This is a genomic window from Mesorhizobium loti, assembly GCF_013170705.1.
Classification (GTDB): domain Bacteria; phylum Pseudomonadota; class Alphaproteobacteria; order Rhizobiales; family Rhizobiaceae; genus Mesorhizobium; species Mesorhizobium loti_D.
On record NZ_CP033334.1, the window covers coordinates 2,419,840 to 2,435,059 of the forward strand.

Sequence of the window (15,220 nt, forward strand, 5' to 3'; positions counted from 1 at the left end):
GGACGCCATGGCCGAGCGCGCCGAACCACAATCCTTCATCGCCAGCATCCTGCCGTTCATGGTGATGTGCGTGGGGATGTTCATCGCGCTGCTCGACATCCAGATCGTCGCGTCCTCGCTGCAGGACATAGGCGGCGGCCTGTCGGCGGCGCAGGACCAGATCGGCTGGGTGCAGACCTCCTATCTGGTGGCGGAAATCATCGTCATCCCGCTGTCGGGCTGGCTCACCCGGGTGTTCTCGACACGCTGGCTGTTCACCATCTCGGCGGCCGGCTTCACGCTCGCCAGCATGCTATGCGGCTTCGCCTGGAGCATCGAAAGCATGATCGTGTTCCGCGCGCTGCAAGGGCTGCTCGGCGCGTCGATGATCCCGACGGTCTTCACCTCGTCGTTCCACTATTTCCAGGGTCCGAGGCGGGTCTACGCGGCCGCGGTGGTCGGCAGCATCGCTTCGATCGCACCAACGCTCGGGCCCGTCATCGGCGGCTGGATCACCGACACGCTGAGCTGGCACTGGCTGTTCTATGTCAACGTGATTCCCGGCACCATCATCACAGTGCTCGTCGCGTGGCTGGTCAAGATCGACAAGGCCGACCCGTCGCTGCTGAAGGGCGCCGACTATATCGGCATGGTTCTGATGGCCGTCAGTCTCGGCACGGCGGAATACGTTCTGGAGGAGGGCACGCGCTGGAACTGGTTCGACGATGCGACGATCCGCAACGGCGCCATCGTCGCCAGCGCTACCATGGTTCTGTTCATCATCCGCAGCCTGACCTACTCCCAGCCGGTGGTGGATTTTCGCGCCTTCGGCAACCGCAATTTCGCCATTGGCTGTTTTCTCTCGTTCGTCACCGGCATCGGCATCTTCGCCACGATCTACCTGACGCCGCTGTTCCTCGGCTATGTCCGCGGCTACGACGCGTTCCAGACCGGGGTGGCGGTGTTTTCCACCGGCGTCGCCTCGATGGTCGGCGTTCCGGTCTACATCTTTCTCGCCAAGCGTTTCGACACGCGCTGGCTGATGATGTTCGGGCTTGCCTCTTTCGGCGCGTCGATGTGGAGCTTCAGCGCCATCACCAGCCAGTGGGGTGCGGCCGAACTGCTGATCCCGCAACTGTTCCGCGGCTTCCCGCAGGTCTTCGCGGTGGCGCCGAGCGTCAATCTCGGCCTCGGCAGCCTGCCGCCCGAACGGCTGAAATATGCCAGCGGCCTGTTCAACACGATGCGCAATCTCGGCGGCGCCGTCGGTATCGCCATTTGCGGCGCGATCCTGAACGACCGCACCAACTTCCACTTCCTGACGATCGCCTCGCATCTGACGCCACAGAACGAGGCCGCGATGCGGCTCGTCGACAATGTCGCGCTGCGCTATGGCCAATTGCCCGGCGCGGTCGCCGATGGTCACACCGCCTCGCTGAAGCAACTCTGGGCGCTGGCCTACCGCGAGGCATCGACCATGGCTTACGCGGATGCGTTCCTGGTGATCATGGTCGCCTTCGTCATCGCGACAGCGCTGGTTCCGTTCCTGCGCAATGTCGCGCCGAAGGCGCCGCCGCCGGACGCCCATTGAGATCAAACTCGCCACCGCGCCGGCAGAGTGCGGGCATTTGGGCTAGTCGCCCGCGCGGGTAAGCAGCAGCGCGCGTTCCCTGTCGTTGCCGGTCAATTCCGCGGCCTGGCGGAACGCGGCGCGGGCTTCCGCCTGATATCCCAGTTTCTCCAGGAGATCGCCGCGCACCGTCGGCAGGAGATGCGAGTCCTTCAATCGCGGCTCGTCCTTCAGCGCCTCGACGATAGCGAGGCCCTGCGCGGGTCCGAACGCCATGCCGACGGCCACCGCGCGGTTGATTTCGACGATGGGCGAAGGGGCCGCCAAGGCCAGGGCCTGATAATAGGCTGATATTGCAATCCAGTCGGTGTCGGCGGCGGTTGCCGCGCGGCTATGGCAGGCGGCGATCATCGCCTGCAGGAGATAAGGGCCGGGCGTGGTCGTCAGGGTCATGGCGCGGTTCAGGCCGTCGAGGCCGCGTTGGATGAGCGACCAGTTCCATCGGGTACGGTCCTGGTCGAGCAGCAGGATCGGCTCGCCCGCCTTGCCGGTGCGGGCGGGGAAGCGCGAGGCATTGAGGTCCATCAGCGACACCAGCCCCTGCACCTCAGGCTCATCAGGCATCAGTGCCGCCAGCGAACGGCCGAGTCGCTGGGCTTCGCCGCAGAGATCGGCGCGCAGCCAGGCCGGCCCGGCGGTCGCCACATAGCCCTCGTTGAAGGTGAGATAGACCACCTCCAGCACGGCGGCGAGGCGTTCACGACGCTCATCGCCGCGCGGCGTCTCGAACGGGATGGCAGCATCACGAAGCGTCCGCTTGGCGCGCACGATGCGCTGGGCGATTGTGGCTTCGGGCACCAGGAAAGCGCGGGCGATCTCCGGCGTCGACAACCCGCCCAGCAGCCGCAGAGCGAGTGAGGCGCGCTGCTCGGCCGGCAACAGGGGATGGCAAGCGGTGAAGATCAGCCGCAAAAGGTCATCATCGATATCCTCGTCGAGCGCTGCCTCGATGTCGGGCATCTCGCGCTCCAGTTGAGCGAGGTTGATGGCGAGTTCACGATGTTTGCCGTCCATCATGGTGGTGCGGCGCAGCCGGTCGAGCGCCCGATTCCCAGCGACTTTGGTCAACCAGGCGGCCGGGTTGCGTGGAATGCCGTCCCGGGGCCAGCGCTCCAACGCCAGCAGAAAGGCATCCCCCACGATCTCCTCGGCCAGTCCGATATCCCTGAGATAGCGGGCAAGCCTGGCGGTGAGCTTCGGCTGCTCGATCCGCCAGACCGCTTCAATGGTGCTGTTGGGCGTCAACTCTTCAGCTCGCCAAAACCTTCAGCTACCTTCTGGACGTCCTCGGGGAAATCGCTCATCTCGAAGACGCGTCGAACCTCGATCAGGTCATTCGCGCCGGCGGGGCAGCGGCGGGCCCATTCTATGGCCTCTTCACGCGAGCGCACGTCGATCACCCAATAGCCGCCCAGCACTTCCTTGACCTCCGCGAAGGGGCCATCGGTGACAACAGGCTTTCCGCCCTTGAAGCTGACCCGCGCTCCCTCGGACGGCGGATGCAGTCCGTCGAGCGCTAGCAGCACGCCGGCCTTCTTGAGCTCCTCGTTGTATCGCATCATCCCTTCCACCGCCTCGGCGCCAGGCCTGACATCGGGCGCCGCCTCCGCGTAGCCGCCGGGGATCATCAGCATCATGAACCGCATGGTCTTTCTCCTTCGTGGGGTTGGTTCGATGATACGACGAACGGGGGATGGCGAAATCGACAGGAATGGCAAAAGAGTTCAAATCCCCGGTCGCGCCAAGGACCGACAGCGTTGGACCGCCACATGGGCGAGGCTGCCATCTGGCCCTGCCAGTTTGCCCTGATATGTCAGCTTGCATCCATCACCTTGAGTAAACCCGCGTGAAATCACCCAACCTGGCCGGCACCGCTTCCCCCATGATCCCGGTGCTCGTCTGCGCGCTTGGCATCTTTCTCCTGTCCGGCATGGACGCGGCGATGAAGGTGCTGGTCATCGCGGTCGGGGTCTACAACACAGTGCTGTGGCGTAGCATGCTGGCGACCTTGGTCGCCGGCGCGGCCTGGCTGGCGGGGCCGCGCTCGCTTCCAACTCCCTCGGTGCTGAGGCTGCATGCGCTGCGTGCGGTGGTCGTCAGCTTTGTCCTGCTGTGCTTCTTCTGGGGGCTCGCGAGGCTGCCGCTGGCGGAGGCGATCGGGCTCAGTTTCGTGGCGCCGCTGTTCGCGCTGCTGCTGGCCGCACTGCTTCTGGGCGAAAGGATACAGCGCAAGGCGATCTGGGCCTCGCTTGCCGGCATTGCCGGTGTCGTGATCATCGTGGCCGGCCAGTTCGGGCAGAAAACCTATGCCGGGGATGCGCTGCTCGGCACCGCTGCGGTGCTCGCGTCGACGGTGTTCTATGCCTACAATCTGATCCTCGCCCGGCAACAGGCGCAGTTGGCCAAGCCGGTCGAGATCATGCTGTTCCAGAACCTTGGCGTTGCGGTCACCCTTGGTCTTGCAGCACCCTGGCTCGCCATTGCGCTGCCCGGCAATCTCTGGCTTCCGCTCGCCGGGGTGACGGCACTGTCGCTCGCCGGCCAGTTCCTGATGAGCTGGGCCTATGCGCGTGCCGAGGCGCAATATCTGATCCCGACCGAATATTCAGCCTTCATCTGGGCGATCGCGCTTGGGTGGTTCTTCTTCGACGAGGCGGTGACCTGGACCACGCTGGCCGGAGCCGGCCTCATCGTGGCAAGCTGCCTGATCGCCGCGCGCTCGAACCCCAGGCTGGCCGAGCCGATCGAAGCCGCGGTTTGATCAAGCCGAATGCATACTCGTGATCGTCACCGCACCGCCTCGCGGTGGGTGCCGGGCAGGCGGGTTCAGAACGCCCGGAGCACGTAAGAGGCCATGAGCATTTAATAGTCGCGTGCTGTCGTACGTCTTTGCCTGCCCTCACATACCTTCCCATCAAGTTTTCCTCCTGCTCTATTGAGAGGTCGAGAAGCGGGAGACGACATGCAAGGCCGATGGATAGAAACGTTCGAAGATGAGCGTCAGCGCGAACTCTATGATCTGTACAGCAAGGAGTGGTGGACCGCAGGGCGTGATTTTGAGGATGTAATCAAGATGATGGAGCATTCCGATCTAGCGATCGGCCTTTGCTCGGATGATGACCGATTGGTCGCATTCGCACGCGTGCTGACGGATTACACATTCAAGGCGATGATCTTCGATGTCATCGTCCATTGCGATTTTCGTGGCCAGGGGCTTGGAAAAGCTATCGTCAATCGGATTGTGGACCACGAGACCTTGGCTCAGGTGCGCAGCTTTGAACTGTACTGCCCCGACGATCTCGTCTCCTTCTATGGCCGGATCGGCTTTTCAAAGGGGCGCGCGAATTTGCTGTTCCGAGAGCGATGACGTGCTGTCCGCTTCACCCACTTGCGGCGTTTCAATGGGGCTCGCGGGCAATGTCGCGGTCACCGCACCGCCTCGCGGTGGGCGCCGGGCAGGCGGGTGGCGATGAGCTTGTCGATGCGGCGGCCGTCGAGGTCGACCACCTCGAAGCGCCAGCCTTGGGCGTCGACGCATTCGCCGGTCGCCGGCAGATGATGCATGTGCGACAGCACATAACCGGCGACGGTCTCGTAGTCGCGGTTTTCGGGAAGGTCGAAGCCCAGAAGCTCGGCCATCTCGTCGGCCTGCATATAGCCGGCGAGCAGCCATGAGCCGTCCTCGCGCTTGACGGCGTTTTCCTCGTCGCCGGCATCGAGGTCGGCACGGAACACGCCGGTGATGGCTTCGAGAATATCGGCGGGCGTGACGATGCCTTCGAAATGGCCGTACTCGTCATGCACCAGCGCCATCGGCACATCGGATTCCTTGAGTTTATGCAGCACGTCCAGCGCGTCGGCCTGGTCGTAGACGATGGGGGCGGCGCGCACATGCTTGCGCGGGTCGAGCGTACGGCCGGCAAGGATCGCGGCCAGCACGTCGCGCGTCTGGACGACGCCGACCATCACATCGACGCCGCCATCGCCCGCCGGCAGGCGCGAATGCTGGGTTTCCATCAGCAGCTTGCGGATCGTCGTGTCGTCGGACTGCAGATTGATCCAGTCGACCTCGGTGCGCGGCGTCATGACCGCGCGTACCGCGCGGTCGCCAAGCCGCATGACACCTGCGATCATGCGCCGTTCGTCGGATTCGATGGTGCCGTGATGCTCGGCTTCGGCGACCAGCATCTTGATCTCCTCGTCGGTGACCTTTTCCTCGCTTTCGCCGCGCTGGCCAAGCAGCCACAATATGGCGCGGCCGGAAATGTCAAGCAGGAAGACCAGCGGTGCCGAGATGGTGGCAAGGATGGTCATGGCCGGTGCCGCGCGGGCGGCAACCCGCTCCGGGTCGCGCAGCGCGATCTGCTTGGGCACCAGTTCGCCGACGATCAGCGAGAAATAGGTGATGATGGCAACGACGATGCCGACGCCGAGCGGATCGGCGACGCTTTCGCGCATGCCCGCCGAGGCCAGGAAGACGGACAAACGGTCGCCGAGCGTGGCACCGGAGAAGGCGCCGGAAAGCACGCCGACCAGCGTGATGCCGATCTGCACCGAGGACAGGAACTTGCCGGGGTTAGAGCCAAGATCCAGCGCCCGCCCTGCGCCGTTGACGCCGCGGTCGATCATCGCCTTGAGCCGTGCCGGGCGCGATGAAACGATGGCGAGCTCGGACATCGACAAAAGGCCGTTCACACAGATGAGGACGACCACGATAGCAATTTCAACGTATAGCATGAGGGCTCAATAGCATTGCGGCGCGGCCTTCGAAAATAGTCCGCCAGCATTTTTGGAAAATGACAGTGCTGGCTGATGAGGCGATACGACCATGCGGCGCGCAGACGCTGGCTCTTTCGACTGTTTGCGATCGCGGCCTTGTCGCAAGGCCCATTCCATTCACTTCAGGTCCTTCAGCACGCCGATGATTGCCTTGCCGTCGGTGAAATAGGGGTCGCCGCCGCCGTTGCGGCCGGTCCTGGTGGCGCCGATGCCCGCCATATCGCTGGTCGATGCCAGCAGGCCTGCCGCGTTCAGGTCGCCGATCAGGAAGTCGCGCTCGGCATCGATGTCGGGACTGATGTGATGGGTGATCGCGCCAGTGTCGTGGCTGAGACCGACGCCGCGATCGAAGCTGGCGGCTCCCAACCAGAGCGGACGGCCGTCGTCGCCGACCGTTTCCGTCTGCCAGAAACGGACGTGGTGGCGTCGGTCCGCACTGTCGCCGGCCGGCTTTTCGAAAGCGAGGTCCTGGGCGCGGCCTTCGAACAGCAGGCGGCTCATCGGCGCATCGGGATAGGGACGCGAAAACAGGACGCTTTCGCCGATATCGATGGCGGTTCTCAGGGTAACGGCATCGGCGGTGTCCCAACCGGCGACGGCGAGGGCATGAACCACCTCCTTCTCGGCGCCGACAAGGCCGACATTGATCGGGTCGCCGGGAATGCCTTGCTGCGTGTGCGTCACCATCTCGAAGCGCTGGTCGCGAAAGCCGCGCTCCCGGAACGTCCAGAACTCCGGCGCAGCGAAATAGGCAAGCGCGAGCCAGGCGGCCAAAAAGGCCGCCACCCAGATCGCGATGCGTCGCTGAATACTCCGCTGGCTCATATGCCGTCGCCCGACCGTTCCGGCGTCATTCTATGCGGAGTCGTCGGCCGCTGGCAGAGGGTACGAGCGCCAATGCCAAGGCATGTTGTTCTACCAGAACCGAGGGCACTTTTGGGCGGCACGCACTATCGGCAGGCGCGATAACCGTTCTTGCGGTTCTTGATGTCGAAGTGGAAATGGTTGCGGTGATCGTAATTGTAGCCGGGGCCGAGCACCGTGGTGAAATACTGGCAGCCGTCGGCGCGCACATTGTTGAGGAAGCCGCGGGTGCGGAAGGCGAAGAGGCCGGGCTTGCGCACGTCGATGTCGTCGCCATTGTTGAGCTCGATGCTCATGACGTCGAGCGCGTTGCCCTTGCCGTGCTCGGACAGCACGCCTTCGCCGGCGATGTTGCGGCAGGAATAGCTGGAGCCCTGGTGAATGGTCTTGACGCCGGAGAAATAACGCCAGCGGGCGGAGGGAACGAGTTCGTTCTTCGTCCAGGCGGCGAAGGTAGCGGCCATGTCGCAGGTCAGCGTCGCGGCGGGTTTCATCTGGATGCTGCCGATAGCCGTGACTTTTACGGGATAGTCGATGCCGCACTGGCCTTCGTGGATCGGCGCCAGGTCGGTATAGGCGACGTCGAGGCGCTTGAGCTGCTGGCGGCAATCGGTTTCGCTGGCCGGTATCTGCTCGACCGGCGACATCGGCTCATCCATGCGCGGATAGGCGGCCTGGGTCATGTAGGGGTTGGAGGGGACAAGCCGTTGCATGCCCGTATATTGCGGTACCGCCGACGTTTGCGCGCCGACATCGACCGCCGGCTGCAATGACAGCACACTACCGGTGTTGCAGGCCGAAACGGCCGCAAGCGTGAGGCCGGCGGCCAGTAGCATTGCAGGTTTCGAGTGACGCGCAGTGGCGAGAAACACGGCGCGAGTTTTGCCGGTCATTGGCGGAATCCCAATAGTGGATATCCGGCATTTTAACGATCAAGGGTAAAGGAAAACTCAGCGCCCGCGTTCATTCCTGAGGCTGAATTGCGGCGGGCTGCTGATGCGCCTATTGGCAGAACGTGCCGCCGTGCCTGCGTGGCTCGAGATCGAGATGGAAGTGCAAGGCGTGATCGGCATCGGCGCCCGGCCCGAGCACCGTCTTGAACGGACCGCAGGCGGCCTTGCGCACGGCGTTGAGGAATTTGGCGTCCTTCTCCGGCGGTGACGGGCTGATGTCGATTTTCCTGCCGTCCGACAAGGTAAAGCCGGCGATGTCGAGCGCGTTGCCGAAGGCATGCTCCGACAGTTTCCGGGTGCCGTGGCGCGGCCGGCAGACGAAGGCCGAGGCCTGGCTGATCGACTTCACCTCCGTGCCGAACTCCGCCTTGGCTGCCGGCTGAACAACATCGGCGGTGAAGCGGGCGGCCGCCTCGGCCATCGAGCAATTCAACTCGGTGCCGGGACCGATGGCGACCGACTTGTTGAGTGTCTTGATGACGATCGGATAGGGGATCGAGCAACCGATCTCGGGATCGCTTTCAGCCTTGTGCTCCTCGAATTCGACGCCAAGCGCCTTCAGCCGCTCGCGGCAAACGACTTCCTCGGCAGGCATCTCTTCGCCGGGCCGATCGGCCGAGCGCGGGTCGGGAAGCATCTTCCTGTCGCCGGTTTCAGCCGGTTTTTCAGGCGGTTGCGGCGCTACATCAGGCGGCTCAGCCTGAGGTTCAGCGGTGTTGTCGGGCCTGTGTGTCGGGATCGGCACCTCGGGTGGCGGCTCCGGCTCGCTTTCCGTTTCGGCTGATGGCTCCCGGGCTGAAGGTTCGGGCCGCGCCTGCTTCTTCCGACGTGATTCTTCTTCATTGAACTGGTCGGACGTTGTGCCTGTCTTGGGGCCGTCTGCCTTGGGGCCGTCTGTCTTGGGAGGGTCGGTCTTCTGCTCTTCCGTCTTTGGAGCGGCGGCGGGACGTGGTTCAGGCACCGGCGCATTGGCAGGCGATGGTAGCATTGGGGATGATGTCGGAGGCGGCGGCGTCAGAGACGATGGCAGGGAATTTCGCGGCGGGGGATTTTGCTTTTTCTGCGGAGCCGGTTTCCGCGTGGACTGCTGCTCCACTCGCGCTTTCGCCTTATGGCGGCCACGCGGCTTCAACGGCTGGTCGACCCGCGGTGTTAACGGCTGCTCCACCCTCGGTGTCAGCGGCCTGTGATGCTTGTGACGATGTTTGGCATCGGCAGGCATCACCAGCAAGGCGGTGACGGCCGTAGCCAGTGCAATCCTGTATATTCGGGAAAAGACAGACGACCCCATCGCCGTCAACGGCGCGCGCGCCCGGAGGTTGCCTTCAGCCCATCACGAACGGTAACCACGCCGTTACGCGCCGATCGCTTCGAGGCCTTCCTCCAGCCAATCGGCGAGCAGCGGCATGCCAAGCAGGTATTTTGCCGTACGCCTGTTGGCGCGTTCGCGCGCCGCGGTCACCGCGTCGGACCATTCCGAGGCGTCGTAGTCGCCGCGCCCGACCCAGGCCAGTGCAATCAACTCGGCGGCTTCGTCGACGTTGAGGTCGTTGATCAGTTCGCGCAACTCCTCCTCGGTCAGGTTTTCCGAACTTTCCTCGGCAAGGCCGTCATGATGATGGTTGTCGCGCGTGTCGCCATCGAACTCGATCTCGTGTTCGGCGCCATCGACATAATCCTCGTTGACCGCGGCACTCAGCGCCTTGGCCTTGAGGATGAACAGGCGCACGGTATCGGGGCCGATCGAGAGTTCCCAGTCCTTTTCAAGCCGCCGCTGCACGGGCCATCTCCGTCAGTCGTTTGCCGGATGATAACGGATTTGCGGCATCCGTCACCTGATGTTCTCCACTCGAATTTTTTTCCGGGATGAAACGCGGGGCGCTTGGCGTTAGTGTTACATTCTCACCCCTCAAGGAGGCTTCGATGCATAAAAGAATGCTGATCCAGGCCGCGACTGCCCTTGTCGCGCTGCAGTTCTTCGCTGTCCCGGTGTTCGCGGCGGGCAGCAGCAGTGGTGGCAGCGACCAGACCGTCACCCAGTGCAAGAAGGGAGAGGTGTGGGACAAGAAGAAGAAAAAATGCGTCGCCCCCCAGGAAGGCATGCTGGACGACGACAGCATCTATGATGCAGGCCATGCGCTGGCGATGGCCGGGCGCTATGACGAGGCGATCTCGGTGCTCACCCTTGCCGCCAACAAGCAGGATCCGCGCATTCTCAACTATCTCGGCTATTCGCACCGCCATTCCGGACGTGTCACCGTGGGCCTCGGCTATTACGAGGAAGCGTTGCGCATCGACCCGAACTACACGCTGGTGCGTGAATATCTCGGCGAGGCGCACCTGCAGATCGGCGATCTCGCCGGCGCACAGCAGCAGCTGATGGAAATCGAGAAGCGCACCGGCAAGGGATCGCGCGAATACGGCATGCTGTCCGAGCAGATCGAGCATTTCATGCGGAGCTGATCAGGCTCCCAGGGCTTGTCGAAGCGGCCGCGAGCGATCGCGGCCGTTTTTTGTTTGCCTCCAGCCCCATTGTCTGCCTCCTCTTGGTGAAAGCGGGGATGATTTTTGCAAAACCGATTTTTGGGCGTGAAAAACCCGCTGACATTGCTATATTGGGGGAAATTGTGGTGAAACGGTTCCGTTAGCCCGAGGCTGCCGGACCGTTTTCTTTTTGTACCCATCGACAAGGCTTTCCCCGAAACGCGGGGGTGGCGGCAGGAAAGGTCAGGCATCATGAACAAGGTCCCGATGACAGGCGAGGGGTTCGCGTCATTGAAGGAAGAACTGCGTTGGCGCCAGCAGGAAGAGCGGCCGCGCATCATCGAGGCGATCTCGGAAGCGCGCTCGCACGGCGACCTGTCCGAAAATGCCGAATATCATGCCGCGAAAGAGGCGCAGAGCCTCAATGAGGGCCGCGTCAACGAACTCGAGGACCTGATCGCGCGCGCCGAAGTCATCGACGTCACCAAGCTCAGCGGCGACAAGGTCAAGTTCGGCGCCACGGTGGTGCTGGTCGACGAGGACACCGAGGAAAAGAAGACCTACCAGATCGTCGGCGACCAGGAAGCCGACGTGAAGTCCGGCCGTATCTCGATCTCCTCGCCGATCGCGCGTGCGCTGATCGGCAAGGAAGTCGGCGACGCCATCGAGGTCAATGCGCCTGGCGGTGCCAGGGGCTATGAGATCGTCCAGGTGCAGTTCATCTAGGGAATTGGGCGCGGATTTGCGCATTTCCAATCGGCGTTGGCGCCGCCCCTCATCTGGCTGCCGCCATCTTCTCCCTGTGAACGGGGAGAAGGACGCTGTCATCGGCGATTTCGCCAATAGCCGGCGTTGCAAACAGCTTCTTTCTCCCCGTTTACGGGGAGAAATGCCCGGCAGGGCAATGAGGGGCGGCGCTGACCTTTCCGGTTGAATTGATCGAATGAAAATCAATTCTTGGCGGCGCTTGCCCGACTAAGCTCCAGCAATCTCTCCGCCTCCTCCACCACCTCAGCCGGCGCCAAACGCCCACCAGGAGCGGCAAGCAGCGTCGACGCGTAGGGCCCACGTGGACCCGTCAAACCCGGTTCCGTCGCCAAAAAAACGGCAACCGTCGGCAGGCCGAAGGCGCTGGCCAGGTGGGTCAGGCCGGTGTCGGCGCCGATGACCAGCGTCGAGTGGCCGAGGATGCCGGCGATGTCGGCCAGCGGCGATTTCGGCACCACGACGGTGGACGGCACGGCCCTGGCGATCGCTTCAGCCACGGACTTCTCACGTTCGTTCGACCAGGTGGTGACCGGAATCATGCCGCGCTCGACCAGCAGGCGGGCCGTTCCGATCCAGTCCTCGACGGGCCATTTCTTGTCCTCGCGGCTGGTGCCGTGCAGCAGGAAGGCGGTTTTTCCGATGGTGCCGGGTAGAGTGCCGAGTGGTGGCACGATGCCGGAGTCGAGCGTCGACAGATCGGGCTGATAGCCGAGCGCCAGCCCAAACAGCCGCCTTGTCCGCTCGATGGCGTGCAGCTCGCGCGGCACGGCGTAGGTGACGTCATAAAACAGCGTCGCCGAGGGTTCGCGCGCGCTCGAACGGTCGAAGCCGGCGATCGGCGCGCCGGCCTGCCGTGCCACCAGGGCCGATTTCAGCAGGCCCTGCGCGTCGATGACCAGATCGTAGCGGCATTCGCGCAACGTGCGGCGCAACGCGGCTGCCTCGCGCCAGGTGCCGCCACTGAACAGCGCCTTGCGCCAGCGCCGGATGGCGACCGTGTGAATCCGCGCGATCGCCGGGTGCAGCCCCACGATGCCGGCGAACGCCTCCTCGACGCACCAGTCGAAGGACACGTCCGGCCGGTTCAGGCTGGCATCCTCGACGGCCGGAAAGGTGTGGATGACATCGCCCATTGACGATGTCTTGACGATCAGGACCTTCATGCCGCTGTCGGAAGTTCCAGCAGCCGGTCCGCCGCCGCAGCGACCTGGCCGACTCCCAATGTCTTCAGGCAGTTGAGATGACCGAGCGGACAGACCTTCTGGTGGCAGGGCGAACAGGAGAGGTGAAGCCAGACCAGTTCGCGGCGTTCCGCCAGCGGTGGCGTATTGTCGGGCGAGGTCGAGCCGTAGACGGCGACGATCGGCGTGCCGACGCCCGCCGCGACATGCATCAGCCCGCTGTCGTTGGAGACGGCGAGCCTTGCCGCCGCGATCAGGTCGATGGCGTCCTCCAGCCGCGTCTGGCCGGCGAGGTCGACGGCGCCGGGAGCCAGGGCCGCGATCTCCGCCGTGACGGCGCGGTCGTTCTTCGAGCCGAACAGGGCGACCTTCAAGCCCTTGCCCATGAACTCGCGGGCCAGGCCGGCATAGCTTTCGCTCGGCCAACGCTTGGCCGGGCCGAATTCGGCGCCAGGCATCAGGGCCACAAATCCCTGTCGGGTCAGCCCGAAACGGTGGAGCAAAGTGGCCTGGTTGCCCGCATCCACTGTCAGATGAGGCGCGCGAAAACTGCCGCCCCTGGCGAGGCTGAAATAGGCCTGCGCGGTGCGCCGTTTCAGGGCCTCCGGCAGCGGCACGACGTCGGTCAAAAGGCCGTAGCGCATTTCGCGCAGATGGCCGAAACGGCGCGGGATGCGGGCAAAGAATGGGATCAGCGCCGACTTCCAGCTGCCGGGCAGGACATAGGCCATGTCGTAGCGGCCGCGCAGCAGGCGGCCGAAGCGGCGGCGATGGGTGAATTCGAACGCGCCGGGCTTCAGCGGAAAGTCGATCTGCTGGCGGATCTCAGGCATGCGCTTGACCAGCGGCGCGGCCCAGGCCGGCGCCAGCACGTCGATCGCGGCGTTGGGATGGAGTTCCTTCAGCGCCGAGAACAGGCACTGCGCCATCACCATGTCGCCAACCCAGCGTGGGCCGATCACGAGGATCGTTGGGCTTTCAGCCATTCGACATAGTCTCTGACACCGGTTTCCACTGTCCGGAACTGGCCATTATAACCGGCCGCGCGCAAACGGGACATATCAGCTTGCGTAAAGCTCTGGTAGCTGCCCTTGAGGTGGTCGGGAAAGGGGATGAACTCGATCTCTCCGTTGCCCAGCGTGTCGATGACCGTCTCCGCGATGGCACGGAAAGGCTGGGCTCGGCCGGTTCCGCAATTGAAAATGCCACTCGAACCGCGGTTCCAAAGCCACAGATTCACGTCCGCGACATCGCCGACATGGATGAAGTCGCGGCTTTGCTCGCCGGGTCCGAAGCCATCATAGGCGCCGAACAGTTTCGGGTTCTGGCCTTGCTCGACCTGGTTGAACAGATGGAAGGCAACCGATGCCATCGCGCCCTTGTGCGCCTCGCGCGGTCCGTAGACGTTGAAGTAGCGCAAGCCGGCCACAGGCGAATGATCCGTGTCGAAGACGGTGCGCCTGACATAGTCGTCGAACAGTTTCTTGGAATAGGCGTAGACATTGAGCGGCCGCTCAAGCTCGGCTTCCTCGCGAAACTCGGACCCGCCACCGTAGACGGATGCGGAAGAGGCGTAGAGGAAGGGCACGCGCAGCGCGAGACACTGATGCAGCAGCCGCTTCGAGTAGGCGTAGTTCACCTCCATCATGAATTTGCCGTTCCACTCCGTGGTGGTCGAACAGGCACCCTGATGGAAGACGGCCTCGATGCGGCCGAGCCCGCCGGACTCCAGGCGTGGCAGGAAGTCATCCTTGTCGAGGTAGTCGGCTATGCTGAGATCGGCGAGGTTGGCGATCTTGTGGCCGTCGGTGAGATCGTCGACGACGAGGATGTCGTCATGGCCCTCGGCGTTGAGCGCGGCGACGATGTTGGAGCCGATCATGCCGGCGCCGCCCGTGACGATGATCATGAAGGCCTCTGGTTGCTTGCGATTCCGGTCCTTATAAGGGAGGCCAGCCGGGCTGTCGACAAAGCAGGTGGTTGTCTGTTTTGTCCATTTTGTCTATTATGGGCAAAACGGAGTGTCCAATGAAACACTATCCATCGACCGATCTGAAACAGAATCTCGGCGACGTGCTTGCGGCCGCCAGCCAGCAGCCCGTCTCCATCACTCGTCACAACAAGCCGAGATACGTCCTGATGAGCATCGAGGCTTACGAAGCTCGATTCGCCAACGACAGCCGGCGCGCTTATGCGTCGGAGGATGCACCATCCGAACATGTCGAGATACTCGAAGAGTACGCCGCGGAACTGGACCGTGATTAAACCTGTTGCCGCGGATGTGTGGCGATATCCATATCTATGGCATCGCCAACACGGAGATGGCGAGACCGAAGGCCGCAAGACGAGGCCTGTCGCATTCGTCGCCGTTCTCCCGGGGAAGGCCGGAGGCACGAACCTTTTCATCCTTGCAATCACCTCCGCGCAGCCGGGCCGTGATCGCTCAGCCGTTGGGGTTCCGGAAATTGAACGCCACCGTGCCGGCCTTGACGCTATCCCCCTTTGGGTCATAGTCGACGAGTACAACCACGATATCCTGGAATCGTCGGCCTATTTCGAACCGGGTGCGCGCATCGGCGCCT

Annotated in this window: 16 protein-coding genes; 6 read left to right on the forward strand and 10 right to left on the reverse strand. The window is 63.4% G+C overall.

Going from position 1 to position 15,220, the window contains the following annotated elements:
- Nucleotides 1–7: 7 nt before the first annotated feature.
- Nucleotides 8–1,570, forward strand: coding sequence for a DHA2 family efflux MFS transporter permease subunit (locus tag EB815_RS11860; RefSeq protein ID WP_056578805.1), 1,563 nt, complete (start codon nucleotides 8–10; stop codon nucleotides 1,568–1,570).
- Between the two features lie 42 nt (nucleotides 1,571–1,612).
- Here EB815_RS11860 and EB815_RS11865 read toward each other — a convergent pair whose 3' ends face one another.
- Both EB815_RS11865 and EB815_RS11870 read right to left on the reverse strand, forming a co-directional pair.
- Complete coding sequence (locus EB815_RS11865; protein ID WP_065005658.1) at nucleotides 1,613–2,854, reverse strand: RNA polymerase sigma factor; 1,242 nt, start codon at nucleotides 2,852–2,854, stop codon at nucleotides 1,613–1,615.
- The gene (locus EB815_RS11870; protein WP_056578799.1) at nucleotides 2,851–3,255 is read right to left on the reverse strand and encodes a YciI family protein; all 405 of its coding nucleotides are present in this window, start codon (nucleotides 3,253–3,255) and stop codon (nucleotides 2,851–2,853) included. Before EB815_RS11870 ends, EB815_RS11865 begins: the two co-directional genes overlap by 4 nt.
- A gap of 236 nt (nucleotides 3,256–3,491) precedes the next feature.
- On the opposite strand from EB815_RS11870, the gene EB815_RS11875 reads away from it, so the two are divergent.
- Nucleotides 3,492–4,370 carry a DMT family transporter gene (locus EB815_RS11875; RefSeq protein WP_056578797.1) on the forward strand — a complete coding sequence of 293 codons (879 nt, stop codon included), beginning with the start codon at nucleotides 3,492–3,494 and terminating at the stop codon, nucleotides 4,368–4,370.
- Between the two features lie 201 nt (nucleotides 4,371–4,571).
- Nucleotides 4,572–4,976 (forward strand): GNAT family N-acetyltransferase, encoded by a 405-nt coding sequence (locus EB815_RS11880; protein ID WP_056578794.1) that lies wholly within the window; start codon nucleotides 4,572–4,574, stop codon nucleotides 4,974–4,976.
- A 59-nt stretch (nucleotides 4,977–5,035) separates the two neighbouring features.
- On the opposite strand, the gene EB815_RS11885 is transcribed toward EB815_RS11880, so the two are convergent.
- From EB815_RS11885 to EB815_RS11905, 5 genes are all read right to left on the reverse strand, one after another.
- Complete coding sequence (locus EB815_RS11885; RefSeq protein WP_056578791.1) at nucleotides 5,036–6,346, reverse strand: hemolysin family protein; 1,311 nt, start codon at nucleotides 6,344–6,346, stop codon at nucleotides 5,036–5,038.
- Nucleotides 6,347–6,505: 159 nt separating this feature from the next.
- Entirely contained in the window at nucleotides 6,506–7,213 is a 708-nt protein-coding gene (locus EB815_RS11890; protein WP_056578786.1) for an LssY C-terminal domain-containing protein, read from the reverse strand.
- A 125-nt stretch (nucleotides 7,214–7,338) separates the two neighbouring features.
- Nucleotides 7,339–8,145, reverse strand: a complete 807-nt coding sequence (locus tag EB815_RS11895) for an extensin-like domain-containing protein (protein ID WP_056578784.1) — start codon at nucleotides 8,143–8,145, stop codon at nucleotides 7,339–7,341.
- Nucleotides 8,146–8,254: 109 nt separating this feature from the next.
- Complete coding sequence (locus EB815_RS33550; RefSeq protein ID WP_244494157.1) at nucleotides 8,255–8,842, reverse strand: extensin-like domain-containing protein; 588 nt, start codon at nucleotides 8,840–8,842, stop codon at nucleotides 8,255–8,257.
- Nucleotides 8,843–9,559: 717 nt separating this feature from the next.
- Nucleotides 9,560–9,985 (reverse strand): DUF3775 domain-containing protein, encoded by a 426-nt coding sequence (locus EB815_RS11905; RefSeq protein ID WP_056578781.1) that lies wholly within the window; start codon nucleotides 9,983–9,985, stop codon nucleotides 9,560–9,562.
- A 143-nt stretch (nucleotides 9,986–10,128) separates the two neighbouring features.
- Between EB815_RS11905 and EB815_RS11910 the strand changes: the two genes are divergently transcribed.
- Both EB815_RS11910 and greA read left to right on the forward strand, forming a co-directional pair.
- The gene (locus tag EB815_RS11910) at nucleotides 10,129–10,668 is read left to right on the forward strand and encodes a tetratricopeptide repeat protein (RefSeq protein ID WP_056578777.1); all 540 of its coding nucleotides are present in this window, start codon (nucleotides 10,129–10,131) and stop codon (nucleotides 10,666–10,668) included.
- A gap of 273 nt (nucleotides 10,669–10,941) precedes the next feature.
- Nucleotides 10,942–11,415, forward strand: coding sequence for a transcription elongation factor GreA (greA, locus tag EB815_RS11915; protein ID WP_008877613.1), 474 nt, complete (start codon nucleotides 10,942–10,944; stop codon nucleotides 11,413–11,415).
- Nucleotides 11,416–11,639: 224 nt separating this feature from the next.
- On the opposite strand, the gene waaC is transcribed toward greA, so the two are convergent.
- From waaC to rfaD, 3 genes are read right to left on the reverse strand one after another with little or no spacing between them, the layout of a single operon-like run.
- Nucleotides 11,640–12,620 (reverse strand): lipopolysaccharide heptosyltransferase I, encoded by a 981-nt coding sequence (waaC, locus tag EB815_RS11920; protein WP_056578775.1) that lies wholly within the window; start codon nucleotides 12,618–12,620, stop codon nucleotides 11,640–11,642.
- Nucleotides 12,617–13,624: a lipopolysaccharide heptosyltransferase II gene (gene waaF, locus EB815_RS11925; protein ID WP_056578772.1), complete on the reverse strand. Its 1,008-nt coding sequence runs from the start codon at nucleotides 13,622–13,624 to the stop codon at nucleotides 12,617–12,619. Before waaF ends, waaC begins: the two co-directional genes overlap by 4 nt.
- Nucleotides 13,597–14,547, reverse strand: a complete 951-nt coding sequence (gene rfaD / locus EB815_RS11930) for an ADP-glyceromanno-heptose 6-epimerase (RefSeq protein WP_056579011.1) — start codon at nucleotides 14,545–14,547, stop codon at nucleotides 13,597–13,599. The genes waaF and rfaD overlap by 28 nt, the downstream gene beginning before the upstream one ends.
- Nucleotides 14,548–14,666: 119 nt before the next feature.
- Here rfaD and EB815_RS11935 point away from each other — a divergent pair, with 119 nt between their 5' ends.
- On the forward strand, nucleotides 14,667–14,903 hold the full coding sequence (locus tag EB815_RS11935) for a type II toxin-antitoxin system Phd/YefM family antitoxin (RefSeq protein ID WP_056578769.1): 237 nt from the start codon (nucleotides 14,667–14,669) through the stop codon (nucleotides 14,901–14,903).
- Nucleotides 14,904–15,220 lie beyond the last annotated feature (317 nt).

What these genes read in the sequence shown, in the direction of transcription:
- EB815_RS11935 (WP_056578769.1), top strand. Translation starts at nt 14,667, where the DNA reads ATGAAACACTATCCATCGACCGATCTGAAACAGAATCTCGGCGACGTG.
- EB815_RS11880 (WP_056578794.1), top strand. Translation starts at nt 4,572, where the DNA reads ATGCAAGGCCGATGGATAGAAACGTTCGAAGATGAGCGTCAGCGCGAA.
- greA (WP_008877613.1), top strand. Translation starts at nt 10,942, where the DNA reads ATGAACAAGGTCCCGATGACAGGCGAGGGGTTCGCGTCATTGAAGGAA.
- waaF (WP_056578772.1), bottom strand. Translation starts at nt 13,624, where the DNA reads ATGGCTGAAAGCCCAACGATCCTCGTGATCGGCCCACGCTGGGTTGGC.
- EB815_RS33550 (WP_244494157.1), bottom strand. Translation starts at nt 8,842, where the DNA reads ATGCTTCCCGACCCGCGCTCGGCCGATCGGCCCGGCGAAGAGATGCCT.
- EB815_RS11895 (WP_056578784.1), bottom strand. Translation starts at nt 8,145, where the DNA reads ATGACCGGCAAAACTCGCGCCGTGTTTCTCGCCACTGCGCGTCACTCG.
- EB815_RS11875 (WP_056578797.1), top strand. Translation starts at nt 3,492, where the DNA reads ATGATCCCGGTGCTCGTCTGCGCGCTTGGCATCTTTCTCCTGTCCGGC.
- EB815_RS11890 (WP_056578786.1), bottom strand. Translation starts at nt 7,213, where the DNA reads ATGAGCCAGCGGAGTATTCAGCGACGCATCGCGATCTGGGTGGCGGCC.
- EB815_RS11910 (WP_056578777.1), top strand. Translation starts at nt 10,129, where the DNA reads ATGCATAAAAGAATGCTGATCCAGGCCGCGACTGCCCTTGTCGCGCTG.
- waaC (WP_056578775.1), bottom strand. Translation starts at nt 12,620, where the DNA reads ATGAAGGTCCTGATCGTCAAGACATCGTCAATGGGCGATGTCATCCAC.
- EB815_RS11870 (WP_056578799.1), bottom strand. Translation starts at nt 3,255, where the DNA reads ATGCGGTTCATGATGCTGATGATCCCCGGCGGCTACGCGGAGGCGGCG.
- EB815_RS11860 (WP_056578805.1), top strand. Translation starts at nt 8, where the DNA reads ATGGCCGAGCGCGCCGAACCACAATCCTTCATCGCCAGCATCCTGCCG.
- rfaD (WP_056579011.1), bottom strand. Translation starts at nt 14,547, where the DNA reads ATGATCATCGTCACGGGCGGCGCCGGCATGATCGGCTCCAACATCGTC.
- EB815_RS11885 (WP_056578791.1), bottom strand. Translation starts at nt 6,346, where the DNA reads ATGCTATACGTTGAAATTGCTATCGTGGTCGTCCTCATCTGTGTGAAC.